This window comes from Agrobacterium vitis, from assembly GCF_014926405.1.
In the GTDB taxonomy this organism is placed as follows: Bacteria; Pseudomonadota; Alphaproteobacteria; order Rhizobiales; family Rhizobiaceae; genus Allorhizobium; species Allorhizobium vitis_H.
Map to the genome: position 1 here is coordinate 1,547,995 of NZ_JACXXJ020000003.1, position 25,749 is coordinate 1,573,743.

24 protein-coding genes and 3 pseudogenes are annotated in these 25,749 nt (G+C 54.5%); 16 read left to right on the top strand and 11 right to left on the bottom strand.

Features of this window, described 5'->3' with window-relative positions:
• Positions 1-337: 337 nt before the first annotated feature.
• From IEI95_RS08270 to IEI95_RS08280, 3 genes and pseudogenes are all read right to left on the bottom strand, one after another.
• Positions 338-1,417: a nucleotidyltransferase family protein gene (locus IEI95_RS08270; RefSeq protein WP_070165809.1), complete on the bottom strand. Its 1,080-nt coding sequence runs from the start codon at positions 1,415-1,417 to the stop codon at positions 338-340.
• A gap of 122 nt (positions 1,418-1,539) precedes the next feature.
• Positions 1,540-1,756 (bottom strand): annotated as a pseudogene (locus tag IEI95_RS29355) (type II toxin-antitoxin system ParD family antitoxin).
• Positions 1,757-1,943: 187 nt separating this feature from the next.
• A complete protein-coding gene (locus tag IEI95_RS08280; protein ID WP_272951069.1) occupies positions 1,944-2,186 on the bottom strand; it encodes a helix-turn-helix transcriptional regulator in 243 nt (80 codons plus the stop codon).
• Between the two features lie 116 nt (positions 2,187-2,302).
• Here IEI95_RS08280 and IEI95_RS08285 point away from each other — a divergent pair, with 116 nt between their 5' ends.
• From IEI95_RS08285 to IEI95_RS08320, 8 genes are all read left to right on the top strand, one after another.
• A complete protein-coding gene (locus tag IEI95_RS08285) occupies positions 2,303-2,536 on the top strand; it encodes a hypothetical protein (RefSeq protein WP_139190377.1) in 234 nt (77 codons plus the stop codon).
• Between the two features lie 183 nt (positions 2,537-2,719).
• Positions 2,720-4,315, top strand: a complete 1,596-nt coding sequence (locus IEI95_RS08290; RefSeq protein WP_070166154.1) for an ABC transporter substrate-binding protein — start codon at positions 2,720-2,722, stop codon at positions 4,313-4,315.
• A 5-nt stretch (positions 4,316-4,320) separates the two neighbouring features.
• A complete protein-coding gene (locus tag IEI95_RS08295) occupies positions 4,321-5,298 on the top strand; it encodes an ABC transporter permease (protein WP_070165817.1) in 978 nt (325 codons plus the stop codon).
• 12 nt (positions 5,299-5,310) lie between these two features.
• Positions 5,311-6,198 (top strand): ABC transporter permease, encoded by an 888-nt coding sequence (locus IEI95_RS08300; RefSeq protein WP_070165818.1) that lies wholly within the window; start codon positions 5,311-5,313, stop codon positions 6,196-6,198.
• On the top strand, positions 6,195-7,859 hold the full coding sequence (locus tag IEI95_RS08305; protein WP_070165820.1) for a dipeptide ABC transporter ATP-binding protein: 1,665 nt from the start codon (positions 6,195-6,197) through the stop codon (positions 7,857-7,859). The genes IEI95_RS08300 and IEI95_RS08305 overlap by 4 nt, the downstream gene beginning before the upstream one ends.
• A gap of 89 nt (positions 7,860-7,948) precedes the next feature.
• Positions 7,949-9,181 (top strand): CapA family protein, encoded by a 1,233-nt coding sequence (locus IEI95_RS08310; protein ID WP_070165823.1) that lies wholly within the window; start codon positions 7,949-7,951, stop codon positions 9,179-9,181.
• 117 nt (positions 9,182-9,298) lie between these two features.
• A complete protein-coding gene (gene pepT / locus IEI95_RS08315; RefSeq protein WP_070166155.1) occupies positions 9,299-10,543 on the top strand; it encodes a peptidase T in 1,245 nt (414 codons plus the stop codon).
• 448 nt (positions 10,544-10,991) lie between these two features.
• The gene (locus IEI95_RS08320; RefSeq protein ID WP_070165825.1) at positions 10,992-11,300 is read left to right on the top strand and encodes a transcriptional repressor TraM; all 309 of its coding nucleotides are present in this window, start codon (positions 10,992-10,994) and stop codon (positions 11,298-11,300) included.
• A gap of 3 nt (positions 11,301-11,303) precedes the next feature.
• Here IEI95_RS08320 and traR read toward each other — a convergent pair whose 3' ends face one another.
• Positions 11,304-12,008, bottom strand: coding sequence for an autoinducer-binding transcriptional regulator TraR (gene traR, locus IEI95_RS08325; protein WP_070165827.1), 705 nt, complete (start codon positions 12,006-12,008; stop codon positions 11,304-11,306).
• Positions 12,009-12,690: 682 nt separating this feature from the next.
• Here traR and IEI95_RS08330 point away from each other — a divergent pair.
• Positions 12,691-13,683: an IS30 family transposase gene (locus IEI95_RS08330; RefSeq protein WP_174096621.1), complete on the top strand. Its 993-nt coding sequence runs from the start codon at positions 12,691-12,693 to the stop codon at positions 13,681-13,683.
• Positions 13,684-13,741: 58 nt separating this feature from the next.
• Here IEI95_RS08330 and IEI95_RS08335 read toward each other — a convergent pair.
• The 6 genes and pseudogenes from IEI95_RS08335 to IEI95_RS08360 all read right to left on the bottom strand — a co-directional run.
• A pseudogene (locus IEI95_RS08335) lies at positions 13,742-14,182 on the bottom strand (transposase); the annotation flags it as partial.
• Between the two features lie 181 nt (positions 14,183-14,363).
• Positions 14,364-14,840 (bottom strand): VOC family protein, encoded by a 477-nt coding sequence (locus IEI95_RS08340; protein ID WP_174096620.1) that lies wholly within the window; start codon positions 14,838-14,840, stop codon positions 14,364-14,366.
• A 62-nt stretch (positions 14,841-14,902) separates the two neighbouring features.
• Positions 14,903-15,049 (bottom strand): DUF2256 domain-containing protein, encoded by a 147-nt coding sequence (locus tag IEI95_RS08345; protein WP_156545318.1) that lies wholly within the window; start codon positions 15,047-15,049, stop codon positions 14,903-14,905.
• Between the two features lie 54 nt (positions 15,050-15,103).
• Positions 15,104-15,478, bottom strand: a complete 375-nt coding sequence (locus IEI95_RS08350) for a VOC family protein (RefSeq protein ID WP_174096619.1) — start codon at positions 15,476-15,478, stop codon at positions 15,104-15,106.
• Positions 15,479-15,616: 138 nt separating this feature from the next.
• Positions 15,617-16,030: pseudogene (locus IEI95_RS08355) on the bottom strand (OB-fold nucleic acid binding domain-containing protein); the annotation flags it as partial.
• A gap of 144 nt (positions 16,031-16,174) precedes the next feature.
• Positions 16,175-17,077, bottom strand: a complete 903-nt coding sequence (locus tag IEI95_RS08360; RefSeq protein ID WP_174096618.1) for a LysR family transcriptional regulator — start codon at positions 17,075-17,077, stop codon at positions 16,175-16,177.
• A gap of 215 nt (positions 17,078-17,292) precedes the next feature.
• On the opposite strand from IEI95_RS08360, the gene IEI95_RS08365 reads away from it, so the two are divergent.
• From IEI95_RS08365 to IEI95_RS08390, 6 genes are all read left to right on the top strand, one after another.
• Positions 17,293-17,985 carry a hydrolase gene (locus tag IEI95_RS08365; RefSeq protein ID WP_156545321.1) on the top strand — a complete coding sequence of 231 codons (693 nt, stop codon included), beginning with the start codon at positions 17,293-17,295 and terminating at the stop codon, positions 17,983-17,985.
• A 61-nt stretch (positions 17,986-18,046) separates the two neighbouring features.
• Positions 18,047-18,337: a XapX domain-containing protein gene (locus IEI95_RS08370; RefSeq protein WP_156545322.1), complete on the top strand. Its 291-nt coding sequence runs from the start codon at positions 18,047-18,049 to the stop codon at positions 18,335-18,337.
• Entirely contained in the window at positions 18,337-20,319 is a 1,983-nt protein-coding gene (locus IEI95_RS08375; RefSeq protein WP_174096650.1) for an amidohydrolase, read from the top strand. The genes IEI95_RS08370 and IEI95_RS08375 overlap by 1 nt, the downstream gene beginning before the upstream one ends.
• Positions 20,320-20,488: 169 nt before the next feature.
• A complete protein-coding gene (locus IEI95_RS08380; RefSeq protein WP_156545324.1) occupies positions 20,489-20,929 on the top strand; it encodes a DoxX family protein in 441 nt (146 codons plus the stop codon).
• Positions 20,929-22,530, top strand: a complete 1,602-nt coding sequence (locus IEI95_RS08385; RefSeq protein ID WP_156545325.1) for an MFS transporter — start codon at positions 20,929-20,931, stop codon at positions 22,528-22,530. Before IEI95_RS08380 ends, IEI95_RS08385 begins: the two co-directional genes overlap by 1 nt.
• Positions 22,531-22,806: 276 nt before the next feature.
• Positions 22,807-23,643, top strand: a complete 837-nt coding sequence (locus IEI95_RS08390) for an alpha/beta fold hydrolase (RefSeq protein ID WP_070167329.1) — start codon at positions 22,807-22,809, stop codon at positions 23,641-23,643.
• A 53-nt stretch (positions 23,644-23,696) separates the two neighbouring features.
• Here the strand turns inward: IEI95_RS08390 and IEI95_RS08395 are convergent, their stop codons facing one another.
• Positions 23,697-24,602, bottom strand: coding sequence for a helix-turn-helix transcriptional regulator (locus tag IEI95_RS08395; RefSeq protein ID WP_234614281.1), 906 nt, complete (start codon positions 24,600-24,602; stop codon positions 23,697-23,699).
• 277 nt (positions 24,603-24,879) lie between these two features.
• Between IEI95_RS08395 and IEI95_RS08400 the strand changes: the two genes are divergently transcribed.
• A complete protein-coding gene (locus IEI95_RS08400) occupies positions 24,880-25,713 on the top strand; it encodes a helix-turn-helix domain-containing protein (RefSeq protein ID WP_070167335.1) in 834 nt (277 codons plus the stop codon).
• Positions 25,714-25,749 lie beyond the last annotated feature (36 nt).

Here is a 25,749-nt window from a genome sequence, read left to right on the forward strand (position 1 = left end):
GTAGAAGATGCGGATAAACGGACTAAGCGTACCGCTGCGAAGTCAGGATCCGTGGTTGAGCCTTTGGTTCAGGCGGCTTGAATGCAAGCGATTATACTCACAATAATCACTGAGACGTGACGCCTGGGGTTGCAATTACCACGATTTTCGGCGGCCCACATGCCCAATCAACCCCCCAAAAAATCGGAATAGACGTAAGCCTACGGCGAAGGCAGCAGGCATGGGCGTTGTTATTCAACCGGAATCCGATCGATTCAACAACGCCATTTTGAGGGCGGTGCGTTGGTGTTGCCGCTACGGTATCAGCGACCCTGCTATGCAAACGAGGCCCGCCGGATCAGCGGGCCTTTTCTATTTCATCGGTGGGTAGAATGCCGAAGGCTTGATGGACTGACGGTTGATATTGCTTGGCGACCGCATCAACGCCAGCCATGATCGAGCTGCGCCATGACGGACCTTGATCCCACGCCTCGCGAAGAGCTTCAGCCAGGCTTGTCCCTTCGCCCGTTTCCTGCAATGCCTCGAACAGCATTCCAGCTTGCCGCAAATCCTTATCCTTCTTTGCTTTACCCCCGGCATCATTCTGGCGACGACCGGCGACGATCAGCTTGTGGACGGCATACCGGCATGGATCGGGCACCACGACCGAAACTCCGGCACCATGCAGCAGGATCGTCCGAACGGGATCACGCAGCAGGAAATCCATGAACCGCAGGGGTTCGGCCGCGGCCCCACCAAGAGCGGGCATCTGAGCCGGTTGATCCGAATATTCTTCAGCTCCCCGATTTGTCGTCAGGAACTTGACCCGATAACCAGACGAATTGCGGAAAGCATTAGAGTTGGGGGAACCGGAAATTTTGGGTAGTGCTCGGAAGGACGGATCGACGCCCTGAAGGAGATCAAGGATTGGCGGAATCGAATCTTCGACCTCGCTTGAGATCGCATAATCTTGAGCGAGGTCCGCATCACCTGTGAGGATCGCTGCCATTGGCAATCTGATACCGAGATGAGCGGCGTAGCACTGGAATGCGACCGTGCCGACAAGGACACCTCGAAGCCGGAAGAGCCCGGCCGCAGCAAGGGTTTCAACGACCGCGCCAGTGAGGCGATCAGGAGCAACCAAACCAGCCTCACGAGTGAGAGCCGCCACCATCTTTCGGCGGTTTTGGTAATCGTCCTTTTCGCCTCGGAAGGTCTCGACCCGCGCTGTGATTTCCTCATCATCGACCGGCCCGACATATCGGCGTTTCTGACCGCCTTCTCCGTTCGGTTGATCAAAATACCAGTATGCGTGATTGTCGACCGTCACCTTGACGAAACGTCCTGTTGGCGGGAAGTCGGCCGACCATTGCGCATCGAAAGTCCGCTGCTGCAACTCCGCAACCATCGTCCTGAACATGAGATCGATTTGCTTCATGTGAGGCGTCCTATAACATTTCCTCAAATCTAGTATAGTTCGTTGATTTTGGCAAATCGGATGAAATGTTATCGGTCTCAATTTTAAAACGAGGCACGGGGATGTTCTCTATTCAGGTCGGCTCATCTACCTTCCGCCATTTTTTGATATTTGGTGGTCAACCGTTTGCCGATGTCATGGATTGGCTTGCTCCGGCCAGCATCGGCATCTGCAACGCCTCGCGCAATTGCAATATCGAGCGCCGCAAGCCGTTTTTTCCCGTTCCTCAATCATACGAATTCCCTTGCGCGGAAATTCACTGCATGATTTGTAACAACCCGCTTTTATGAGGTTGGACACATATGCTTAAAGGTGTTGTCCGAGATTTGCGCTGCATGCCATGCCAATACCTCTCTATGGCTTTTTATCGCCTGGGTTGAGGGTAGTTAGCGACTATCGCTTATACGCGGCGGTAATTTGGCGAGGGAGCACCCAATTTCTGCATTTTTTGGAGCGGCAGCGCGATGTCTTCGAGCATTCTCAACCCTCACGATTTTGACTTCTTGAAATAAATTCCAACTCCCTCGTCATTGAAGAATTCAATCCCCACTGTTTGAAAAGCCGAAATTATGCTCGTCAGATTGTTGCTTATGGGCATGTGCGCCCCACGTTCGAAGTCAGCAATTGTCTGACGAGACACGTTAGCTGCCTTAGCAAGCTCCGCTTGACTCCAGCCCAGCATGGCCCGTGCACCACGGCATTGCTCAATTGTAATATTCTTGCTAGCCAAGACAAACTTTCTGATTGACTTCTATCATTATGTAGGGAACATTGCACTCATCGACCGAGTAAGTGCGGCAACACTTACTCGGCCTAACCACGCCCTAGCTGTATGGAGCTCGGATCATGGCTGATTCCGATAATAGCAGAACTTTGCCTTCGGTCACGCGGCAGCATTTTCAATCCTTGCATGGAACAACGTTTCCCACAGAACGCGTCGCCAAGGTGGCGATCATTGCGTCGTCAAATGATGAATGCCGGTTAATCCCCACGGTGTTTAAACAGTCTGTAGCGGTGCGACAGATTTGGCACCGGCCTGGAGGGCAGCAGACTTCTCAGGATCCCGCAGCAGTGGGCTGATTTCCCCACACACGATACAGCCGAGGTCAGTGCAGTGCGCAATCGCGCGGGACATTGCCTTTGACCATTCCTTGTATCGCGCCTCGAGTTTTGCTGGACATTGTCCAGAGCATTGAAACGTCGCCGGTAGTTTTCCAGCGCGATGCTGTCGGCTGCGTCAAAACCAAAAAAGGGAACATAATGATGAAATTGCAAAATCCGCTTCGCCGGGTTGTTCTAAAAGCTTCGTTGATCTCAGTTGCATCTTCGTGCTTGCCATGGCGACCCGCATGGGCACAGCAGCCTCTTCGGATCGCAACGTCCTATAAGCTGATGACGCTCGATCCGCATTACGCAAACCTCAACGAAAATACTGCATTGCTTTCCCATATCTATGACCGGCTGGTCTATCAGGACGAGCGTTTGGATTTGAAGCCAGGTCTTGCGGTCTCCTGGCGTGCCCCGACTGAGACGCAATGGGAATTCACGCTAAGGCCGAATGTCCGTTTTCATGATCACTCGCCCTTCACCGCAGATGATGTCGTCTATACGATTGAGCGGATAAGGGATTTTGTAAAATCACCCAGTGGAGGTTTTCGTTCCTATGTGAGCTGGATCAAGGCAGTTTCAGCATCTGACCCTCTCACTGTCGTCATTGATACGAATGGCAATATTCCCAATTTACCACTGTTGTTGTCTTCGATTTTTATAATGCATCGGGCGGGGCAGGGGTTCCAGACAACGGATGAACTCAACACAGCGCGCGCTTCAGTCGGGACGGGGCCTTACAGGTTTCAGAACTGGAGTTCCGGCGAGGCATTGCACCTTGCCAGAAATGACGATTACTGGGGTGACAAGCCAGTTTGGGCGGCTGTTTCCTTCCGGATCATTGAAAGCCCTGCCGCACGTGTTGCCGCTCTCTCGACGGGTGAGGTTGATGTGGCGGATGCGATCCCTGCGCGTGATGTCGCCTCCCTGAAACAGCGTGGTGCCAAAATTGCCAACATTGGTGCCGCCCGCGTCAATTTTTTGCAATTTGACGTGGCCCGCGAGACCTTACCCGGCGTCACGAGCAAATCAGGCGGGACAATCGCCAATCCTTTTCAAAATCCGTTGATACGGCGTGCTCTAGCATTGGCAACAGATCGCGGCATTCTGGTTGAGAAGATTCTCGCAGGCTACGGCACACCCGCATCGCAGATTTTCCCCAATGGTCTGCCCGGCACGTCGGCACATCTGCAACCAGAAGCGCCAAATTATGTTGAAGCCAAAGCGCTGCTCGCCAAGGCGGGCTTTCCAGATGGCTTTAATCTCGTTCTTGCAGGACCCGCTGGTCGCTATCCGGGAGATAGCGAGAGTCTGCAGGCAATTGCTCAAAGCTGGGCACGTATCGGCGTGTCGGCTCAGCCAGCGGTGTCGCCGTTCTCGGTCTTCAACACCAAGCGATCTGCAGGTGAATATGCCGTCTGGTATGGCGGAGCCTCTGGCGAGGCGGTCGACATCATTCTCGATGCGCTGCTTGCATCACCCGATCCTGAGCGGGGTACCGGAGCGTTGAACTTTGGACATTATCGGAACAAGACTTTTGATGAGATGCTTTTGAAGGCAGAGGGTCTACAGGAAGGCCCTGAGCGCAACAAAGCTCTGGCGGAGGCGACCGACTTTGTCATGGCTGACCAGCCGATCATTCCCCTCTATCACTTCCATCACATCATCGGTTACGGTCCGCGCGTCGCGTCTTATGTGGCCCATCCTCGCGGCTGGACCACCGCAATGCAAACACTTGCGGCGACGGAGTAGGGACCATGGCTTTGCTTTCCGTTGCATCCGCCAGGCTCTCTCAAGCCTGCCTTCTTCTGTTTGTCATGTCGTTGATTGGTTTCATTGGCGTTCATAGCATTGGCAATCCGGTCTTCAACATTGTCAACATCGAAACCGCCACGCCAGAGGATATCCGGCGTGCGACAATCGCACTGGGATTGGATCAACCTATCTGGCACCAGTATCTTGTCTTTATGAGCAACGTTCTGCGCGGAAATTACGGAACGTCGTATATTTATCATCTTCCCGCTTTTGATCTGGTCATGAGCAAGTTGCCGGCGACGCTGGAGCTGGCGTGCATGGCAATGTTTATCGCAGCCCCCGTCGGGATTGGCCTCGGACTGCTGGCTGGACGGCAAAAAGGCACAACTTTTGATCGGACAGTTTTGAAAGCCTGCATCTTTGCTCTCAGCCTCCCATCCTTCTGGCTGAGCATGATGTTGATCTTGGGCGGAGCCATCCTGACAGGTTGGTTTCCTGCCGGAGGACGCGGTGCGACGGTGAGTGCTTTGGGGAGTGATTGGAGTGTCCTGAGTTTTGACGGCCTTCGACATATGGTTCTGCCCGTACTTGCACTTGCAATCCCGAACATTGCCTTGATCGCGCGGCTTTCCCGATCCGGCACCATCGAAGTCGAGAACCAGGATTTTACGCGATTTTGCCGCGCCAAAGGGCTCTCGCCACAACGGGTCCTGATGCGGCACACGCTTCCAAACATCAGTGTTCCGATCGTCACGATCATTGGCCTGCAATTTGGTGGCATGCTGGCTTTTGCCGTGGTGGTTGAAACGATTTTCGCATGGCCGGGAGTTGGCAAGTTGTTGATCGACTCTATCCAGCTTCTCGACCGGCCTGTGGTTATGGCGACCCTGTCCTTCATCTCCGTGGCGTTCGTCGGACTGAATGCCATGGTCGATCTCTACCAAGCCGTGCTCGATCCGCGCGTGCGCCTCGCCTCTTAAAGGAAATCCGCCATGAAAACTGATATTCTCAGGGCACTCAAAAGGCCAATTAGCGGGCTTCCGTGGCGGCAGGTGATGACTGCATCCAAAATCCTGCTTGCAATTTATGTGCTGCTTGCGCTTGCCGCACCGCTGATCGCTCCGCAAAACCCCTATGATCCATTGCAGATTTTTGGATGGGAGGCTTCTTCTTCTCCCGGCACGCGGGGGAGTGGCGGTTATCTCTACATGCTTGGAACGGACGGGCTCGGGCGTGATATCGCCAGCACGATCCTATATGGCTTGCGCATCAGCTTGGTGGTGTCCGTCACAAGCGCTGCCATTGCTGCTGTGATCGGGCTGACGGCCGGTGTCAGTGCTGCCTATTTTGGCCGTTGGGTGGACGTGACCATCATGCGTCTCGTCGATCTTCAACTCAGCCTTCCTACAATCCTTGTTGCTCTCATCGCCATCGTCACGCTCGGACCTGGTGTGGACCGCATCATTCTGGCGTTGGTCATTGTGCAATGGGCGACGTATGCAAGGTTGGCGCGCGGCGTCGCACTCAGTGAGACACGCAAGCCTTATATGGATGCAGCCAGATTGATGCGCCTGCCAACGTTCCGGATTATCTTCCGCCATCTTCTGCCCAACAGCATAGCGCCTGCGGTGACATTGTTCCCCATTGAAGTAGGGCATGCCATCGCACTGGAAGCAACCTTATCCTTTTTGGGTTTGGGTGTTCCAATCGACAAACCCTCTCTCGGGTCCGCCGTCGCCAATGGCTTTCAATACCTCTTGACCGGCCAATACTGGATCAGCGTGTTTCCAGGTCTTGCCCTCTTTGGTCTGATCGCCAGCATTAATTTTGTCGGTGAAGATATTCGTCACCGTCTCGATCCAAGGAGCCTTTCCGTATGATACGTGATCTGGAAAAGCCACCTCTTCTTAAGGTGGAGAACCTGACTCTGTGCCGAGACTCTCATGCCAACTCCGCGACGATTCTCAGTGGTGTGAGTTTCGAGCTTGGTCGCGGTGAAATCCTCGGTATCATTGGGGAGTCAGGTGCCGGTAAGTCGACATTGGGATATGCTGTCCTTGGACTGCTGCCACCAGAATTGCGGCAGGTCTCAGGCAAAATCGAATTGGATGGCATATCGCTCTCATCAGTTGATGGGCAATGGAAGACCATTCGAGGACGGCGGATATCTGCGGTTTTCCAAGATCACACTGCATCACTCGACCCCCTTATGTCCGTTGGTACGCAGATCGAAGAAACGGTCATGGCCAACGACAGTTCAGCGACGAGATGGCAGGCGCGTGCCCGTGCTATCGAGCTTCTGGACCGCGTCGGGATTACAGATCCACGGCAGCGTTTTGGAAATTATCCGCATCAATTTTCGGGTGGGCAAAGACAACGTGTGGTTGTCGCCATCGCCCTTGCCGGATCGCCAGATATCATCGTGGCCGATGAACCAACCTCTGCTTTGGATGCGAGTGTCCAAAAGCAAATCCTCAAACTCCTTCGAACTCTTGTCGATGAGACGGGCGTGTCCATCCTCCTCGTTACCCATGATATGGGGGTCGTTTCCGAAATAACCGACAGGGTTCTGGTCATGAGAGCAGGGCAGGTGGTGGAACAGGGTCTGACGGCAGTCATTCTCGATGCGCCCCGAAAAGACTATACGCGCAGCCTGCTTGCTGCGGTTCCGCGGCTGCGGGTTTCCGCGCCTTCGCCAAATGTCGATGGGAATGGAGCAATATCCAGCGCTGAAGGGCATGGGGGCGACACGTCTCTCACGGTGCAGGGTGTCTCCAAATCATTCTCGCGGCACGGTTTCTCTCTTCGCCTTGGTCAACAGACGGCAAGGTTTGCCTTAAGCGACGTCAGCATACAACTTCCGTATGGCGTTATCACCGGCATTGTCGGCGAAAGCGGGAGCGGCAAGACCACTCTGGGCCGGATTGTCGCCGGGCTAGACATCGCGACAACAGGAACGGTGACAATCGGAAACAACAATTTCGACGTCTCAAAAAGTGGCTATCGAACCGGGCTCCTCGGGCGTGTGCAGATGGTCTTTCAGGACCCTGCCATGTCGCTAAACCCGAGAATGACCATCAATGAGATATTGCATGAGAGTCTTGGTTTTGGTGCGCAAATGCGTGCTGATCAGACTTCTGCCAATGTCCAAGGAATGATGGATCGGCTTGGTCTCGCGAGGAGCCTTCTCAGCCGCTATCCGCATCAACTGTCGGGCGGTCAGAAGCAGCGTATTTGTATCGCCCGGGCACTTTTGGCGCGACCGCAAGTCATCGTTGCCGATGAGCCGACGTCGGCGCTCGACGTATCCGTACAGGCGGAAATCATCAAGCTTCTTAAAGAGAGCATCACCGAGCATGAAATTACGATGCTCTTCATTTCTCATGACCTTGCGGTGGTGCAGCAGCTTTGCCGTGACGTCTACATCTTGAAAAACGGTCGAGTTGAAGATTACGGCGCTTGTGATTTTGTCTTCTCGAACTCGAGCAATCTTTACACACGCACTCTTATTGATGCCCGGCCGCGCCTGTTCGCGCACTGAGGGGCGTTTGACCACTCCAGGTCCGCCAGCCTGCCTACCATAACCACGTTCCAGAGATCAGCGGCGACTGCTGCTTCGATAGGTGACATATGACCGAAAGTTTCACATTGGCGATGACAGGCCAATCCCTCATAAAACACGATATCCGTAGCATTCGAAGCCAAGGATTTCAGCAGGTCTGCAATCTACTCATGAAAGCAGATTTGGCGTTTACCAATTTCGAGGGAACGATCCGAGGAGCTCATGGCGGGTGGCCTCTCAAAGGATCTTTTTTTGGCTGCAGTGAACCGATTGTTCTCGATGCACTCAAGGCCATCGGTTTCGGGGCCTTGTCTCTTTCCAACAACCACGCTTTCGATCTTGGTCCTTCTGGCGTTTTGTCGACGTTGGAAGAGGTCGAAAAGCGGAGCTTTCTTCACGCAGGCCTTGGACGTAACCATGCAGAGGCTTCGCTTGCCACAAAACGACTAATCGGTCAGAAACGCGTTGCACTCGTTGCGATGGACGGTGGCCCTGGTCCGGATTTTATGTACGCTTCAAACGCTGGCCAAGATCGTCCTGCTCGGCCCGGCGTGAACAGACTTCGATTGTCTCAGGTCATCGAAGTCGACGATACGGCATTCGAGCAGCTTTGCTCCCTCCGCCAGCAGGTAGGCTACACAGCTATCGATCTTACTAATGACAGTCAGCCGGATGATCCGCCCTCCGGTGATCCGAATGAAGTGAATCTGGCACGTGCGGCTTTCAGGCGATCCCACCGGTTCGGGAAGAGCGTGAAAATCGACGAAAAAGATATGACATGCAATCTAAATGCGATTGCATCTGCCGCAGCAGACGGTTGCCTTGTCATTGCGTATTTGCACCATCATCATTGGGCAACGAATTGGTATGAGGTACCTGATTGGGTTGGTGGGGTTGCAAGACGGTGCATTGATGCGGGTGCAGCTATGTTTGTCAGCCACGGAGCGCCCGTGCTTCAGCCGGTGGAGATCTATCGTCGCCGTCCGATCTTTTACAGTCTTGGTAATTTCATCTTCCATGTGAAGTCGGAAGCCTCGTCATGGCGTGCTCCAGAAGTTTGGGAAAGTGTTGTAGCTCTCTGCGATTTTGGACAAGATAATTGCCTTAACGACATTACTTTTCATCCGGTTATAATTGGCGGTGAGGATGCGTTGGGGCATAAAGTCCTCGAAGGCAGACTGGTTCCGCATCGCGCAAGTGGTGTAAGCGCTGAGAGGATTTTGGGGCGATTCAAGGCGCAGTCGGCAAAACTGGGCGCGCAAATTACTCTGGTTGATAATGCCGGTATCTTACGTGTGTAGATCTCATTTTGAGCCGTGAGATTAAGCATTGACACAATTGTAAAAGAAAATATTCCTACAATGCGCCACTCCCACAGGCATCGAGGTTTTTGAATGTATATTCCTGAATATGAGGAGATAGGCCTTCGAAGTGAACTTGTTGAACGGTTTTTCCGGTATGTTGGCATAGAAAGCCAGAGTGACGCTGCTTCAACGCAGTTGCCGTCTTCAAAGGGTCAGCGAGCACTCGCAGAGTTGCTGGCACAGGAGATGAGAGGCCTTGGTCTTGATAACGTTGTTATCGATAAAAATGCTATCGTCACGGGCGTCAAACGGGGCAGCGTTGTGGATGTACCGAGGATAGGATTCATCGCACATCTCGATACTGTAGATGTCGGTTTGTCATCGAGTATTCGGCCCCAGATCAAGTTTTTCGATGGCCATGATGTGTGCCTTAATACCCAAAGAGACATCTGGTTGCGGCTCAAAGAGCATCCCGAGATCCTTCCGTGGCAAGGAGAGGACATTATCTTTGGTGATGGAACCAGCGTGCTCGGAGCGGATAATAAAGCAGCGATATCGGTCATTATGACACTGCTTGCACGGATCGGCCGAGTACAGGCTCATGGCGATATTGTTGTCGCTTTCGTTCCAGATGAAGAGATCGGTTTGCGAGGCGCAAAGGCGCTCGACCTCAGCCGGTTTCCTTGTGACTTCGCTTACACTATCGATTGTTGCGAACTTGGCGAAGTCGTGATTGAGAATTTTAACGCAGCGTCGGCTGAAGTCATCTTTACTGGCGTCAGCGCACATCCGATGTCTGCAAAGGGCGTGCTGGTTAATCCCTTACGAATGGCGTTTGATTTCATCTCCCATTTTGATCGTAATGACTCGCCTGAAGGTAGCTGTGGTCGGGAAGGATATTTCTGGTTCAAGGAGCTGTCAGCCAACGAAAGCGAAGCGCACCTCAAAATTATGGTCCGCGATTTTGACAAGGCTCGATTTGACCAACGGAAACGGGATGTCCAAGAGGTTGCTGCCCATATCAGGTCACAATATCCCACGGGATCCCTCATATGCGACCTATCTGATACCTATCATAATATTGCTGACTATTTTTCCAAAGATAACCGATCAGTGGAATTGCTGTTTGGCGCTCTCGGAAAACTTGGCATCGAAAAAAAACTCATTGCTATGCGTGGGGGAACAGACGGATCAGTCCTGTCGGCTCGTGGTTTACCCACTCCGAATTTTTTCACAGGCGCGTACAATTTCCATTCGCGGTTTGAGTTCCTGCCGGTTGCAGCATTCGAAAAGTCTTACGAAACGGCCCTTACAATCTGCATTCTTGCGGCAGAGCAGGGCTGGACGACGCATCCGTGAATGAGTCACGCTGTAATCGGTACTGGCCCATGTGGCAAAACTGTTGCGAGCATGGTCTTTCGCTAGATACAGGAAATTCATGAAATGGAGAGCTGACTTGAATATGCTCACTATCCATCTACCTGACTGAGAAGGACGGCGCGTGTTCAGATGCTCTAGGTATGATTTATGGTGTACAACGTTCATTTGGGAGCTGGCACGGTCAGCCATCGAATAACTATTTCATCAACGCGACCTGTCGAAAAGGCTTCCTCGCTTTTCCGAACCCACTGGTGTCGCATTCGAATGTTTCACATAAGGAACACTTAATGGTATGACGGCATTTGAGAGCTAATGCTTTAGCTCATGGACCAACATCGGCTCGAATTGCATCGGTTTGTTATGATGCCGTGGAATAAATCTTTCCTACGGACAAAGCAAACACTTATATAGGTAAAGTGGAAACCTGATGGAACCGAAACAATTTAAATCGATTGAAGGCGTGGAGATTCGGTCTTTGCTAGGGCTGACACGGGGGTTATCCGACGCAGATTTAGAAGCCCTTACAGTCAAGGCCATTTTCAATCATCGGCGCTTGGTTGAAGATGCCGACAGACTGTACCACGATCTGCCTGAGGAATATAAAATTGGTAAGATCGCGGGTGGAGCACAGCATCTCAACTACATTGAAGCCAGCATTGAAATGCATGCCCAAATGAGCGTCGTGAACACGCTAATCAGTATTTTGGGGTACATACCTAAGGTCAATGCCAATTAAAAGTCAGATTAGATTTTTTCGAACCGCGATTGCGGTCAAGTGGGCTACGGTATGCACGTCGAAACGTTTCATAGCTTCGGCAATTTTAACGCGTACTGTATTATATTTAACGCCTTCAATGACCGCCACTTCCTCCATTGTTTTACCGACCGCTATCCATCGCAGATATGTTGCTTCTTTCGGATCCAGATAGGCAGGATCTTCGATTTGAGGTCTTGCGCGCAGAAAAGTAAATCGGGTGTGGAGCTGCCCGACTGCAGATGCAGCGGAAACAGCATCAATCTCGCGACGAAGATTGATTTCGCGCTTTTCCGAAGCGACGGTAAACATGGAAATCGAGCCGTTCGCTGTTTTTACAGGAATGGTAATGCCAGAACGGATTCCAAATTCGGCCGCGTGGGCATAGAATTTACGTTCGTCCTTTGAAATGCGCGTTCGTTCCAATTCTCCCGCCCATACGAAGACCCGTTTAATTGCTTTCGCACGCTTAACGACAGGATCAAGCGACGGATAATTTAGCTGAAAATATATGGATCGCCATTCTCGATTGTAGTTCGTGATTGCTAGCGTACGTCCAGGCTGAAGGTTAAGGTACGCATAGCTGTGAAAGCCCATCTGATTGGTAAGGTCGGCCAGCGCATCCTCAATCTTGTTTTGAGTACCTTCAATTGCGCTAATATCAATGAGTTTATCCAACCAGCGCTGCATTCGCTTGCTCCGTGTACTTATGAGTTTCCTTTGTCGCTCGACACTTGGAGAAAAATCTACACGCCAGAGTATAATCGCCGTTGAAGTTCGTCAAATCCATTGTGCGGCGCACCTTCGATGGCAGCATTTGTGAGATGAAATTTGCCCTTTTTTTCAGCCGCCTACTATCCGCTTTGCTGAAGAAGACGATGATAACGACTGCGGTCGTCGACAGTTTAAGGCTGCTGCTACCGGCGAAAGCTGGCCTTGGATCCAACTCGGCTGTGCGCCAATTTCAATCCATTGAAACGATGCCCACGTTTTGCTTGAAGACATTCTGGAAGCTAATGCGGTCTTGACCAAAGCTGATTAGCTCATCTCGATTGTGGTCCGTATGCCGATGACAAGCACATCGACATGGGCCGGATGCTGTGGGAGACGGCGACGTCAACCGTAACTGCGGGCGATTTAACAAGGCAGTCACTACGTGTGAGCCGAATTCGTCGGATCTTGCCGCTTCAAAGTTCATCAGAAAACCGTCCGTACCAGTTAAGATCAGGATTTTGCAGAACGGCTAGAAGTTTTTTATGTAAAAAGTTCCATAATTCTGATTATTAAATTTTTAACCGTCAGCGGGTGGGTTCAAGGATGAAGTGCGACTTGCAATAGATAACAAAGGTTTATCGTTTGCAAGGAAGCTGCAATGAAACGCACCTACTCCCATATCGACTTGGACGAACGCCGTAAGATCGCTCGCTGGCGTATGGCGGGCCAGAGTATTGAGATGATCGCCGAGACACTCGGTCGCCATCGCTCGACGATCTTTCGTGAAATCAAGCGGAATACGTTTATCGATGAGGTGGTCCCGGACCTCAATGGCTATTACTGCGTCACGGCGCATGACATGGCTTGCGAACGGCGGGCCAAGCTGCGGAAGCTGGCGCGCTTTGCGAATGTGAGGCAGTCTGTGATCGACCGGATCATGCATGGTTGGTCGCCCCAGCAGATCGCCGGTCGCATGCGGCTGGAACAGCATCCGATCTTTGTCAGTCACGAGACAATTTACAAGTTCGCATACTCGGCCGACGGTCATGCCATCAAGCTGTGGCGTCACCTGCCGGAGCATCGAGCTAAGCGACGACCACGACATGCAAGACGTAAGCATGGTCAAAGGTTTGGCCCGGAACTCAACATTCTGCATCGTCCGAATGTCGTTGCTGAACGCAAGCAGTTCGGACATTGGGAATGCGATCTGATTCAGTTCCGGAAGAAGTTCGGCAAGGCCAACGTGACATCGCTTGTTGAGCGGGTGAGCCGCTTTACGATCTTGTTGCGCAACAATGATCGCCAGTCCCGCCCGGTCATGGATGGCATCATCCAGGCGTTGAGGAGCCTCCCTCACCTCGCCCGCCGATCAATGACATTCGACCGAGTCACGGAATTCACTGATTGGCCGTACCTTCAGGCTGGTATAGGCACGCAAACATGGTTTTGTGACCCTCAGTCGCCCTGGCAAAAAGGAACGGTCGAAAACACCAACAGGCGAGCGCGGAAATGGCTTTCCAGGGACGTCGACCCCTTGTCCGTAGCCGATGCCGATCTGATCAAGATCTGCAATCAACTCAATCAGACGCCGCGTAAATGCCTCGGCTACCGAACACCGGCTGAGGTCTTCCGCAAGAAACTACTCGCGTAGACGCGACATGCCAGCTAGCTTGAAAGCCACGCAGGTCGCGCTTCAGCGTGAACTCACACGCATCGACGGCGAAGCCTTCGCCACCGACAAGGCCCTCTTCGATGCAACGCCTGACCGTCGTCTCAAACAGCTCGCGCAGCAAGTCACTATCGCGGAAGCGGCCATGCCGGTTCTTGGAGAAAGTTGAATGATCCGGGACATCGCCTTCAAGCCCGAGCCCGCAAAACCAGCGATAGGCGAGGTTCAGATGTACCTCCTCACATAGCCGACGCTCTGACCGAATGCCGAAGCAGTAACCAACGATCAGCATGCGGATCATCAGTTCTGGATCAATCGAGGGCCGCCCGATCTCGCTGTAGAAAGGGCGTAAGTGAGTCCGAAGGCCAGACAGATCGACGAAGCGGTCGATAGACCGAAGAAGATGGTTCGCCGGGACGTGCCGCTCGATGCTGAACCCGTAAAACAGCGCTTCCTGCGCTACCGTCCGCTCGCCCATCATCGGCACATCCTCCTAAATCCCTACAAGGAGTGAATCAGAACTTCGCACCGACAGCAACGCCGACTTTTTCAACAGTATCGGCGCAATCCGGCCATGAACTTTGCAGTTTCGAGACGACCTTTGGGGCTCTTGGTCAATGTAGGAAGACCTGCACAAGGTTCAGCTTTCCCGGACTAGGGCGTTACACGACGCGGGAATGTTGAACAGGATGCTGCATCAGCTCTATGGTGATACCATCCGGGCCAGAGATGTACGCGACCATTGTTCCGCGTCGGGGTCCGGCCGGTATTGGCTGCGGCGAACCCTTCACTGCCCACCCTGCCCTCTCAACCCGCGCAATCGCCGTGCGAATATCTGTAACCGTGAAGGCAATGTGCGCGGCGCCGATCGCACCAGCGCTATGGGGTGTCTGGCCCAGCGTACGGCCTGTCGAATATTCGAGCAGCTCGATAGGGTAGCCATTTGGAGCCGTCACCAGCGCCATTCGGCAGCGCGGATCGTCAACCCCCGTGGCGTCCCGTAGGAACTCCCCACCCATCTCTCCTCGGCGAGCAAGGTCGAAACCCATCGCCTCAGTCCAGAACTGGATCGCCTCCTCCAACGAGGCGACCGAGAATCCCGTGTGGTCCACAGCTATCACGCCGGCATCTTCGGCCATTTTTAATCCTCACATATCTACCAGTTACGTCTGCCCGATCTAACGACGGCTCAATAGCCTTACTATCTTACTTTCGTCTCTCGACATCGTTGCGAGCAAAACTTCACGTTGTCCCAGGTCTTTTCCCACTTTTTTCTCCATGAGAACGACCTGCTACAGACCGGACAGATCTTAGTAGGCAGGTCCGATTTCTCACGACGCTTCGGCATCCGTTACTCCAGACTGTTTCCATCGATGACGAGACTTTGCCGTAAAAAGCGAACTCAAGCCGACGGTAACGTCCGTGCGGTTAGCTTGTTTCCGTCTGGATCACGGAGATAGGCGACGAATGAGCCATTCGCGCGTTCTGACGGCGGTGTCTCGATCGACTTCCCTCCGTGGCTTGTCCCCGCGTCGTGCCATGCTTTCACATGGGCAGGGCTCGGAGCGACAAGACCGATCGTTCCACCGTTGGCGACCGTCGCGGGTTTTCCATCAATCGGCGTGGTCACCATTAGTCTGCTTGCGCCATATACGTAGACAATCCTCCCTCTGGCGTCGATTTCACCGGGTCCGCCGCCAAGGGCATGGAAGGTGGCGTCGTAGAAAGCTTTCGATCTCTCCAGATCATTGCTGCCGATCATCACGTGCGTAAACATCGTACGAATCCTATGCTGTTTGGGATATGCGAAGCCCGAATTTAACAGCAAACCAGCAGCGCGTCTCCTCGGATACGGGAAGAAGCCCGAGCCCTTGAAGCAGCGCGAAACTTCACCCTGATAACATAACCCAGCAATCTACTGGAAATTCCTGCTTTTGATCTTGAGACTGTCGATGTGAAGATCAGGAATGAAGATGTCGCGCACCTTGTTGGGCTTCGGACGATCCCTCGCATCTCCTCCTCCGGGAGACCCATGTCCGAACTCGTCTCCTCTGCCGCTGGGGTTCCGGAATTCGGCGTCGCGGTCCGACAAAGATGAGAGATCGCTAGATAGGTCATAGAGCTGCCGCGCAATGAGGTGAACCACCTCTCCTTCCCTCTGGATCTTGCCCTGGATCGCCATCATCGATGCACCGAGCATGACGCGTCGCCGCTTCTCAAATGGGCTAGGCCAGACGACGATGTTCGCAAGCCCGGTCTCGTCCTCGATGGTGATGAACATCACGCCCTTTGCGCTGCCAGGCTTCTGCCGAACAAGAACCAACCCGGCAAGCCGAGACGGAGCACGGGCAGCGTCATCTGCGGGTCGAATTTTCTTCTTATGCGCCGGCTGGGGCGTGTTCTGATCTACGACATCATCATCAGCACAGCTAATTTGGATTGTTTGTAAGGGATCTTATGCTTGCGAAAGTTCTCAACTCCCACGTTGAGCCATAAAGCTGGAAACCTCCTCTTCGAAGAACTTCGAGAAGGATGCAATTCGCGGCGGCAGCGCTTGATAGGGTGGATAGTAAAGCGTCAACCACAGGTCCGGTGGCGTCCAGCCCTGTAAAATATGGACGAGTTTTCCTGAATGCACATGTGCCGCAACATGAAACGTTGGAAGCAACGCCACGCCAGCGCCCTCTACCGCCATTCTCGCCAGCACCTCGCCACTATTGGCGCTGAACGCTCTGCCCGCTGAGATGATGGCGCTTCTGCTACCGTCAGAAAGCACCCAGTTTTCCCGCCTGCTCTGCCCGCTATAGGCAAGGCAATCATCCGGCGTCAATTCGCTTGGCTGCTGCATATCGGCAAATCGGCTGCCCGGAGCCGCAACGAGAATGCGCTTCACCACACTGATTTTTCGCCAGATCGTGAACTTGTCCGAGGGTGCTGCCGAGATACGGATCGCCAGATCGAAATCGTCATCGATGATGTTGACCAGACCATCACCGAGGGACACTTCGAAGCTAATCTTTGGGTAACGTTCGCGGAACCCGGACAGGATACGCGGCAGGACCTGCTGGCCGAACCATGTGGGCGCACTGATCCGCAGGCGGCCATGGTCGGTCTTGTGGGTGTCCATCACGTCTTTTCGGGCGTTCTCCAACGCCTCGAACGCGGGCTGTATCTGCGCCGCATAGATTGCCCCGTCGGTCGTCAGAGATACCTGCCGGGTCGTGCGGACAAAGAGCTGGACGCCGAGATCGTCCTCCAGCGCTGCAATCGCACGCGTCACGGCCGCTGGCGTCATATCCAGTTCCCGTGCGACCTGCGCGAAGTTGCGCTTTTCCGCAGCCATCAAAAAGATTCGCAGCGCCTTGTAGTCGTTCATCGATTATTTCATCCAGCGCAATTCATTGACGATTATTATTGCAATTCTGCCACGTGATCAACTGGCTTAGATTTCAAATCACACCAGACAACGAACTCATAAAAGGAAGGCCAGCAGCGCGATGTCACTTTCAGACAATCGGTCGGCATAACCTTCAAGACTTAACGCCTCCCCTCCTCCATTCCCTTAGTCAACACATCAAAGGAAAGACGACAATGTCCAACAAGCTTCAGGTTCTCACGCCCCAGAACAGCCAGATCATCTTCATCGACCAGCAGCCACAGATGGCCTTCGGCGTGCAATCCATAGACAGACAGGTTTTGAAGAACAATGTCGTTGGCCTTGCTAAGGCGGCCAAGATTTTCAACATTCCCACCACAGTCACCACCGTTGAGACAGACAGCTTCTCGGGCAACACGTTCCCGGAATTGCTTGCAGTCGTACCAGACAATGACATTCTCGAACGTACCTCGATGAATTCCTGGGACGACCAGAACGTTCGTGATGCGCTTGCCAAGAATGCTGCTGATGGTCGCAAGAAGATCGTCGTCGCCGGTCTGTGGACCGAAGTCTGCAACACGACCTTCGCGCTCTCCTGCATGAACGACACGGATTATGAAGTCTACATGGTTGCCGATGCCTCCGGCGGCACCTCTGCGGATGCGCATAAATATGCGATGGATCGCATGGTTCAGGCCGGTGTGGTTCCCGTCACCTGGCAGCAGGTTCTTCTGGAATGGCAGCGCGATTGGGCGCGCAAGGAAACCTACGATGCCGTCACAACCTTGGTCAAAGAGCATTCCGGCGCTTACGGCATGGGCATTGATTACGCTGTGACGCACGTCCACGGCGGTGCCGAGCGCGTCAGCCACGGCAAGCGCATCGGCCCCAACCCTGCCGCCATCTGATTTGAAGCTGCCCCGCCTGAATTGTCGGGCGGGGCGATCATTTTGGAAAAGGAACGTATCGATGAAAATCTACCTGCTCTCGCTTACCGTCGGCCTTCTCGTCGGAGTTATTTACGGCCTTCTCAATGTCCGCTCACCCGCGCCGCCGGTCATCGCTCTCATCGGTCTTCTTGGCATTCTCGTTGGCGAACAGATCGTGCCGCTGGCAAAGACAATCTGGAACAAGGAGCCTGCGGCGGTCTCGTGGCTCAACCACGTCAAGCCGCACATGTTCGGCCATATGCCCAAGGGCGGGCAGACCTCTGTCGATCTTGCCGCCTCCAGACAAGACGCTCCCGAAGGTAAAGGCTGATCACGACGCGCCGCACATTCCTTGGTGCCGCTTCCAGCCTCGCTTTGTCCAATCTCTTCTCCCCGGCCAAAGCCGCGGATCCTATCAAGACCGGAGCAGACACCATGCATCCCGATATTATCCTTCACAATGGCCGCGTTACGACACTCGACCGCGCCAACCCCAGCGCAACGGCCATTGCCATCAAAGACGGTCTGTTTAACGAAGTGGGCAGCGATGGCGATGTCATGGCGCTTGCCGGAATAGATACCGAGACCATCGATCTCAAGGGCAGACGCGTCCTTCCGGGTTTAATCGACAACCACACGCACGTCGTGCGCGGCGGGTTGAACTTCAACATGGAACTGCGCTGGGATGGCGTCCGCTCGCTGGCCGATGCCATGGATATGCTGAAGCGGCAGGTGGCAAACACCCCTGCCCCGCAATGGGTGCGCGTCGTTGGCGGTTTTACCGAACATCAGTTTGCGGAAAAGCGTCTGCCGACAATCGAGGAAATCAATGCGATTGCGCCGGATACGCCGGTGTTCCTGCTGCACCTTTATGACCGGGCGCTTCTCAATGGTGCCGCCCTTCGCGCCGTTGGTTACACGAGAGATACGCCCAACCCGCCGGGCGGTGAGATCACCCGCGACCTCAACGGAAATCCGACAGGGCTGCTGCTTGCCAAGCCAAATGCGGGCATTCTCTATTCCACGCTTGCCAAGGGTCCGAAGCTGCCGCTGGACTATCAGGTCAATTCCACGCGCCATTTCATGCGGGAGCTGAACCGGCTGGGCATTACTGGCGTCATCGACGCGGGCGGTGGTTTCCAGAATTATCCGGATGATTACGAAGTCATCCAGAAGCTTTCCGACGAAAACCAAATGACGGTTCGTTTGGCCTATAATCTCTTCACGCAAAAGCCGACGGAAGAGAAAGAGGATTTTCTCAAATGGACACGGTCGGTCAAATACAAGCAGGGCAACGATTACTTCCGCCACAATGGCGCAGGCGAAATGCTGGTCTTTTCCGCAGCCGATTTCGAGGACTTCCGTCAGCCGAGGCCTGAAATGGCCCCGGAAATGGAGGGCGAGCTGGAAGAGGTGGTGCGGGTTCTGGCCGAAAACCGCTGGCCATGGCGCCTGCACGCCACCTATGACGAAACCATCACGCGCGCGCTGGATGTCTTCGAAAAGGTCAATAAGGACATTCCGCTTGAGGGCCTGAACTGGTTCTTCGACCATGCGGAGACGATTTCGGATCGCTCCATCGACCGTATCGCAGCGCTTGGCGGCGGCATCGCCACCCAGCATCGCATGGCCTATCAAGGCGAATATTTCGTAGAGCGTTACGGACACGGCGTTGCCGAAGCAACGCCTCCCATTCGCAAAATGCTGGACAAGGGCGTTCATGTCTCCGCCGGTACAGATGCGACCCGTGTTGCCTCCTATAATCCGTGGGTGTCGCTGTCGTGGATGGTGACCGGCAAGACCGTTGGCGGCATGCAGCTTTATCCGCGTGCAAACTGCCTGGACCGTGAAACGGCGCTGCGCATGTGGACGGAAAAGGTCACATGGTTTTCCAATGAGGAAGGTAAGAAGGGACGCATTGAAAAGGGCCAGTTCGCTGACCTTGTCGTGCCGGACAAAGACTTCTTCTCCTGCGCCGAAGATGAAATCTCGCTCCTGACATCGGACCTCACCATGGTCGGAGGCAAGATCGTCTATGGTTCCGGTGATTTCAAGGCGCTGGATGTAAACGACGTTCCGCCCGCAATGCCGGACTGGTCTCCCGTTCGAAAGTTCGGTGGTTACGCCGCCTGGGGCGAGCCGGAAGGTGCCGGTCAGAGGTCGCTGCGCCGGACTGCCATAACCTCCTGCGGCTGCGCCAGTGATTGCGGTGTTCACGGCCATGACCATGCAGGTGCATGGACGTCGAAACTGCCGATTGCTGATCTCAAGGGCTTCTTCGGGGCGCTGGGTTGCTCGTGCTGGGCGGTGTGATCGTTCCTGCTTTGGCGAACGGGCCTTACCGCCCGTTCGCTCTCATAGTTGCGAAAAATGCAATTAAATCGAAACTATTGATGCAATTGTTGGCAGCAATGTTTCGGCGCAAGATCACTCCATCGCAAGACGACAGCCCGTCAAACCGGGCCAACCTGCAGGAGCAGCCATGACCCACCAAACACAGACCACCAACCAACTGAAAACAGGTTTGGCGGGCATCATCGCAACGCCAGCAGTCCGCACCGTTGCGCTGCTAGCGCTCTGCGCCGCCTATATTCAGGGTCCGCTGACCAAGATCTTCGATTTCAACGGCGCCATAGCCGAGATGGACCATTTTGGTCTGCATCCAGCCGCCGTCTTTGCAGTCGTCGTCATCATTTTCGAGCTGACAGCCTCTGCCATGGTGATCTCAGGCGTTCTGCGCTGGGCAGGAGCATTGGCACTTGCGGGCTTCACGCTGATGGCCACATTCATCGCGCTTCGGTTCTGGGAAATGGCTCCCGGCATGGACCGCATGATGGCCACCAACGCTTTCTTCGAACATCTTGGCCTTGCCGGTGCATTCGTCTTCGTCGCCGCCTTCGATCTCACCAAAGGAGCGAAGTGATGACCGCTCGCACATCCACGGGTGGGAGCTTTGCCCCACTTCGTCAGCCTGTCTTTGCGGTCCTTTGGGCGGCAACGGTTCTGGGTAACACCGGCAGCTTCATGCGCGATGTCGCCAGTTCCTGGTTGATGACCGATCTCTCCGCCGCGCCCGCAGCCGTCGCCCTTGTTCAGGCCGCTGGAACGCTGCCAATCTTCCTACTGGCAATCCCGGCAGGCGTGCTCTCGGATATTCTTGATCGCCGCAAGTTCCTGATCGCCATCCAGCTTCTGCTTGCCAGCGTCAGCATATCGCTAATGACACTATCCTATGTCGGCATGCTCTCAGTCAGCGCGTTGATCGGCCTGACATTTCTGGGCGGGATAGGCGCAGCACTGATGGGGCCGACATGGCAGGCCATCGTCCCGGAACTGGTGCCGCGTGAAGATGTGAAAGGCGCGGTTGCGCTGAACTCACTCGGCATCAACATTGCCCGGTCCATCGGACCTGCGGCGGGTGGTCTGCTGCTTGCGGCTTTCGGGGCTGCTGTCACCTATGGCGCCGATGTTGCCAGCTATATCCTCGTCATAGCAGCGCTAATCTGGTGGCCACGTGCCAAAAATGCGGACGACGCTTTGTCCGAAGGTTTCTTAGGCGCGTTCCGCTCGGGCCTGCGATATACCCGCGCCAGCAAACCGCTGCACGTCGTGCTATTGCGCGCCGCTATTTTCTTCGCCTTTGCCAGTGCAGTCTGGGCACTGCTGCCCCTCGTCGCCCGCCAGCTTCTCGGCGGCGATGCCAGCTTCTACGGCCTTCTGCTCGGCTCGGTCGGCGCGGGTGCCATTGGCGGCGCGCTGGTGATGCCGAAACTGCGCGAACGTTTTGACTCCAACGGCCTGCTTTTAGGTTCTGCCATCGTGACGGCCGTCGTCATGGGCATCCTCTCACTGGCCCCGCCGCAATGGCTGGCCATCGTCATCCTCCTGTTTCTCGGCGCATCCTGGATCACGGCGTTGACGACCCTGAACGGTGCTGCACAGGCCGTTCTGCCCAACTGGGTCAGAGGCCGGGGACTTGCGGTTTATCTTACCGTCTTCAACGGCGCGATGACGGCGGGCAGCCTTGGATGGGGTGCCGTCGGTGAAGCCGTGGGCGTCTCGTCAACGCTGCTTATCGGAGCGGCCGGACTGATGGTTGCGGGCTTCATCATGCACCGCGTCAAGCTTCCCGCAGGCGATGCGGATCTGGTTTCGTCCAATCACTGGCCTGAGCCGCTGGTGGCCGAGCCTGTCGCGCATGATCGCGGTCCCGTTCTGATCCTGATCGACTACCATGTCGAGAAGCACAACCGCACCAAGTTCCTGAATGCGCTCGATGAAATGTCATCCGAACGACGTCGCGATGGTGCCTATGGTTGGGGTGTTACCGAGGACTCCGCCGACCCCGAGAAGATAACCGAATGGTTCATGGTGGAATCCTGGGCAGAACATTTGCGCCAACACAAGCGCGTGTCCAATGCGGATGCGGATGTCCAGAGGAAGGTCATCGCATTCCATACCGGTCCGGAAAAGCCCGTGGTTCGGCACCTTCTGACAATTAACAAACCGGGCATAACAACGTGACGGCATTATTGCAATTATCGAAATTTATTCGAGACTTTTATTGCAATTGTTAGTCGTTCGTTTTCGGCGCATTTTCTCCACATAGACAAACGCACTGCACACGAGACCACTTCGAACCAAAAGGGAGCCATCATGGCTAACCACAATTTTACTCTGAGCCGCCGTGATGCACTTCTTGTCGGCGCGGCAATGACTGCGGGAGTGCTGCTTCCAACCCGCCCGGTCCATGCTGCACCGGCTGCCACAAACCCAAATCCAACCACAGGAGACACGACAATGGGCTTCGTTAAAACCACAGACGGCACCGACATATTCTACAAGGACTGGGGTTCGAAGGACGCACAGCCAATCGTATTCCATCACGGCTGGCCTTTGTCTTCCGATGACTGGGACGCACAGATGCTGTTCTTCCTCGCCAACGGTTACCGCGTGGTTGCCCACGACCGTCGCGGTCATGGTCGCTCGGCGCAGGTCTCCGATGGCCATGACATGGACCATTACGCCGCGGATGCGTTTGCCGTTGTCGAAGCACTGGATTTGAAGAACGCAGGTCACATAGGTCACTCGACAGGTGGCGGTGAAGTTGCACGCTATGTCGCGAAGCACGGCCAGCCTGCCGGTCGCGTTGCAAAGGCCGTATTGGTGTCCGCCGTGCCGCCGTTGATGCTAAAGACAGAAGCGAACCCAGAAGGCCTGCCGAGGGAAGTCTTCGACGGTTTCCGGTCAGCCACCGCTGCCAACCGCGCTCAGTTCTTCCGCGACGTTCCTGCCGGACCTTTCTACGGCTTCAACCGCGAAGGCGCGACCGTTCATGAAGGCGTGATCCAGAATTGGTGGCGTCAGGGCATGATGGGCAGCGCGAAGGCCCATTATGATGGCATCAAGGCCTTTTCGGAAACCGACCAGACGGAAGACCTGAAAGCGATCACCGTGCCAACCCTGGTTCTCCACGGCGAAGACGACCAGATCGTGCCAATCGCGGATGCGGCTCACAAAGCCATCAAGCTGCTGAAGAATGGTACGATCAAGACCTATCCCGGCTTCTCGCATGGCATGCTAACCGTCAACGCGGACATCTTGAACGCCGACCTGCTGGCCTTCATCAAGGCTTGATCCAACTCGACACGGTGCCGACGGTCAAGTGTCGTCGGCGTCAACCGCACCGCTTAGTGACGATCGCGCGAGCGCCACTCGTCCGGCGTAACGCCCACGGAATGCGTAAAACTTTCGACAAAGCTCGTCTGGTTCCTAAAGCCACAGGTTTCCGCAACCTGATCGATACTCTCGCCGGTCTTGGTTAGGTAGGCCTTCGCCCGGGCAATCCGGCTTGCCAATAGCCATTCGCCAATGGACTGTCCGGTCGTCTCTTCAAAGCCGGAGCAGAGCTCTTCTATCGAAAAGCCGCTGGCCACGGAAATATCCTCAAGGCCGATATTGCGGGAAAGATTGGTGTTAATATAGGTTTTGATTCGCTCTTCCTGCATGGAGTTGAGCTGCCCGGACGCCGAAAGGTGTTGGGAGGGAGACCGGCCATATTTATGGGCAAGATGCGCGATGAAGGCGAGACCGATGTGGGGAACGAGCGTGTCCCTTACCTCATCCGGCATGTCGAACAGGGGCATGAGGGCTGCGCCCATATTGCTGATCACCTGGTCATGCAGACCGCGACAGGTCAGAAAGTCATCGACCCGCGGCTCGCCTGCCTCCTCGGTGAGTTCGGCAAGATGCGCGACGGGAACGTGGAAGGCAAGCACATCCAGTCGGCCATTAATTGAAATCGCCGCCCCCTGTTTCAAACTGACAAGACAGATCGAGGCCTTGGGATAGATCTTGATCGGCTCCAAACGCTCTTCCGACACGATATCGGAATGCTCTGCATCTTCCAGATAGAGCATGACGAGAAATGCGTTGTCCGGCTCCAGAATTACACGGCTGTTTCCGTGTTCATAACACCGCTGAATATGCACGACAGTGAGCTGGGCATCCCGTAATGGCCGAATGACCAATGCCCTTGCCGCTTTGACACCAAAGCTCGCCGCAATTTTTTCACTGACCGCCAACCATTCACTCACATTCGTATCGCTCTTGCATAAACTGCGTTGCGGGCCTGATTGCGGATCATCTATCGAAGTTTCCTACACATTATTTGTCATGCTATCTTGTATAAAAGCATTCTTGTAGAGTGGTTATAGTTCGTAAACTGAATGCAATACGGAACCCATTAGAACCCTCCAACCAGAACCATTGTTGCAAAAAAGGAAGGTGGTTTTCATGAGTGCCGGTTCAGAATGTAAAGGCCTCCCCACCTCCGGAAAAACATCCGACAAGTTTGGCTGCACTCTGACGCAGTTGTCGATCAACCAAAGCTTTTCATCTTCGAACATCGATATTTTTCGCAAAGCGACACAGTCAACCGCGCTTGATCAGGTGAAGACACCGGCCAGCGATCAGGGGTTTGTGGTCGGGGTATCATTGCTCGCCGGTCACCAGCGGCGGATCTTTCACGGAAACCATGCAACCAGCCATGATTTTTCCGAGAATGCGATATATATCCGCGACCTCTCCAACAATTATAAAGCAGATCTCAGCACGCCTTTCGATTTTATGCTGTTTCAGATTTCGCCCTCTTCCCTTGCAAAGATAGCAGAAGATGCGGATGTGAGTGGCCTAACCCTGCTGACGACGGAAACTGCATCCAAAGACATCGTCCTTGCCAACCTAGCACGCGCTATCCTCCCCGCGCTGCAACGCCCTGAAGAAGCAAATGCCTTGTTCGTCGACCAGATGACGACGGCCATCGGCACCTATCTGGTTCAGCGGTACGGTGGAAAGACCGTTCCTGCCATCAGCAAGGCGCCGACATTGTCGCGCGCGCATCTGGAAATGGCAAAATCGATCCTTCTCGAACATCTCGAAGGTGAAGTGTCAATTGCCGACGTGGCAGAAGCCTGCAACCTGTCACGCGGCTATTTCATTCGCGCCTTCCGGGAAGCGACGGGCATGACACCTTATCAGTGGCTCCTGACCAAACGCATTGATCGCGCCCGGCACATGATCAGAACCTCAAATGCCCCTCTCGCCGAGATCGCGGTAGCTTGCGGATTCGCAGATCAGAGCCACTTCACACGCGTTTTTTCTGCCATTGTCGGGACCACTCCTGGGACATGGCGACGGAACGTATGACCTACTCCTCGACAACGTTTCGGCCGGTTAGTTCAA

Excerpts from the sequence above, each read along its gene's own strand:
- IEI95_RS08270 (WP_070165809.1), bottom strand. The coding sequence starts at position 1,417 with ATGAAGCAAATCGATCTCATGTTCAGGACGATGGTTGCGGAGTTGCAG.
- IEI95_RS08285 (WP_139190377.1), top strand. The coding sequence starts at position 2,303 with ATGGCTGATTCCGATAATAGCAGAACTTTGCCTTCGGTCACGCGGCAG.
- IEI95_RS08290 (WP_070166154.1), top strand. The coding sequence starts at position 2,720 with ATGAAATTGCAAAATCCGCTTCGCCGGGTTGTTCTAAAAGCTTCGTTG.
- IEI95_RS08295 (WP_070165817.1), top strand. The coding sequence starts at position 4,321 with ATGGCTTTGCTTTCCGTTGCATCCGCCAGGCTCTCTCAAGCCTGCCTT.
- IEI95_RS08300 (WP_070165818.1), top strand. The coding sequence starts at position 5,311 with ATGAAAACTGATATTCTCAGGGCACTCAAAAGGCCAATTAGCGGGCTT.
- IEI95_RS08305 (WP_070165820.1), top strand. The coding sequence starts at position 6,195 with ATGATACGTGATCTGGAAAAGCCACCTCTTCTTAAGGTGGAGAACCTG.
- IEI95_RS08310 (WP_070165823.1), top strand. The coding sequence starts at position 7,949 with ATGACCGAAAGTTTCACATTGGCGATGACAGGCCAATCCCTCATAAAA.
- IEI95_RS08320 (WP_070165825.1), top strand. The coding sequence starts at position 10,992 with ATGGAACCGAAACAATTTAAATCGATTGAAGGCGTGGAGATTCGGTCT.
- traR (WP_070165827.1), bottom strand. The coding sequence starts at position 12,008 with ATGCAGCGCTGGTTGGATAAACTCATTGATATTAGCGCAATTGAAGGT.
- IEI95_RS08330 (WP_174096621.1), top strand. The coding sequence starts at position 12,691 with ATGAAACGCACCTACTCCCATATCGACTTGGACGAACGCCGTAAGATC.
- IEI95_RS08340 (WP_174096620.1), bottom strand. The coding sequence starts at position 14,840 with ATGGCCGAAGATGCCGGCGTGATAGCTGTGGACCACACGGGATTCTCG.
- IEI95_RS08345 (WP_156545318.1), bottom strand. The coding sequence starts at position 15,049 with ATGCCGAAGCGTCGTGAGAAATCGGACCTGCCTACTAAGATCTGTCCG.
- IEI95_RS08350 (WP_174096619.1), bottom strand. The coding sequence starts at position 15,478 with ATGTTTACGCACGTGATGATCGGCAGCAATGATCTGGAGAGATCGAAA.
- IEI95_RS08360 (WP_174096618.1), bottom strand. The coding sequence starts at position 17,077 with ATGAACGACTACAAGGCGCTGCGAATCTTTTTGATGGCTGCGGAAAAG.
- IEI95_RS08365 (WP_156545321.1), top strand. The coding sequence starts at position 17,293 with ATGTCCAACAAGCTTCAGGTTCTCACGCCCCAGAACAGCCAGATCATC.
- IEI95_RS08370 (WP_156545322.1), top strand. The coding sequence starts at position 18,047 with ATGAAAATCTACCTGCTCTCGCTTACCGTCGGCCTTCTCGTCGGAGTT.
- IEI95_RS08380 (WP_156545324.1), top strand. The coding sequence starts at position 20,489 with ATGACCCACCAAACACAGACCACCAACCAACTGAAAACAGGTTTGGCG.
- IEI95_RS08385 (WP_156545325.1), top strand. The coding sequence starts at position 20,929 with ATGACCGCTCGCACATCCACGGGTGGGAGCTTTGCCCCACTTCGTCAG.
- IEI95_RS08390 (WP_070167329.1), top strand. The coding sequence starts at position 22,807 with ATGGGCTTCGTTAAAACCACAGACGGCACCGACATATTCTACAAGGAC.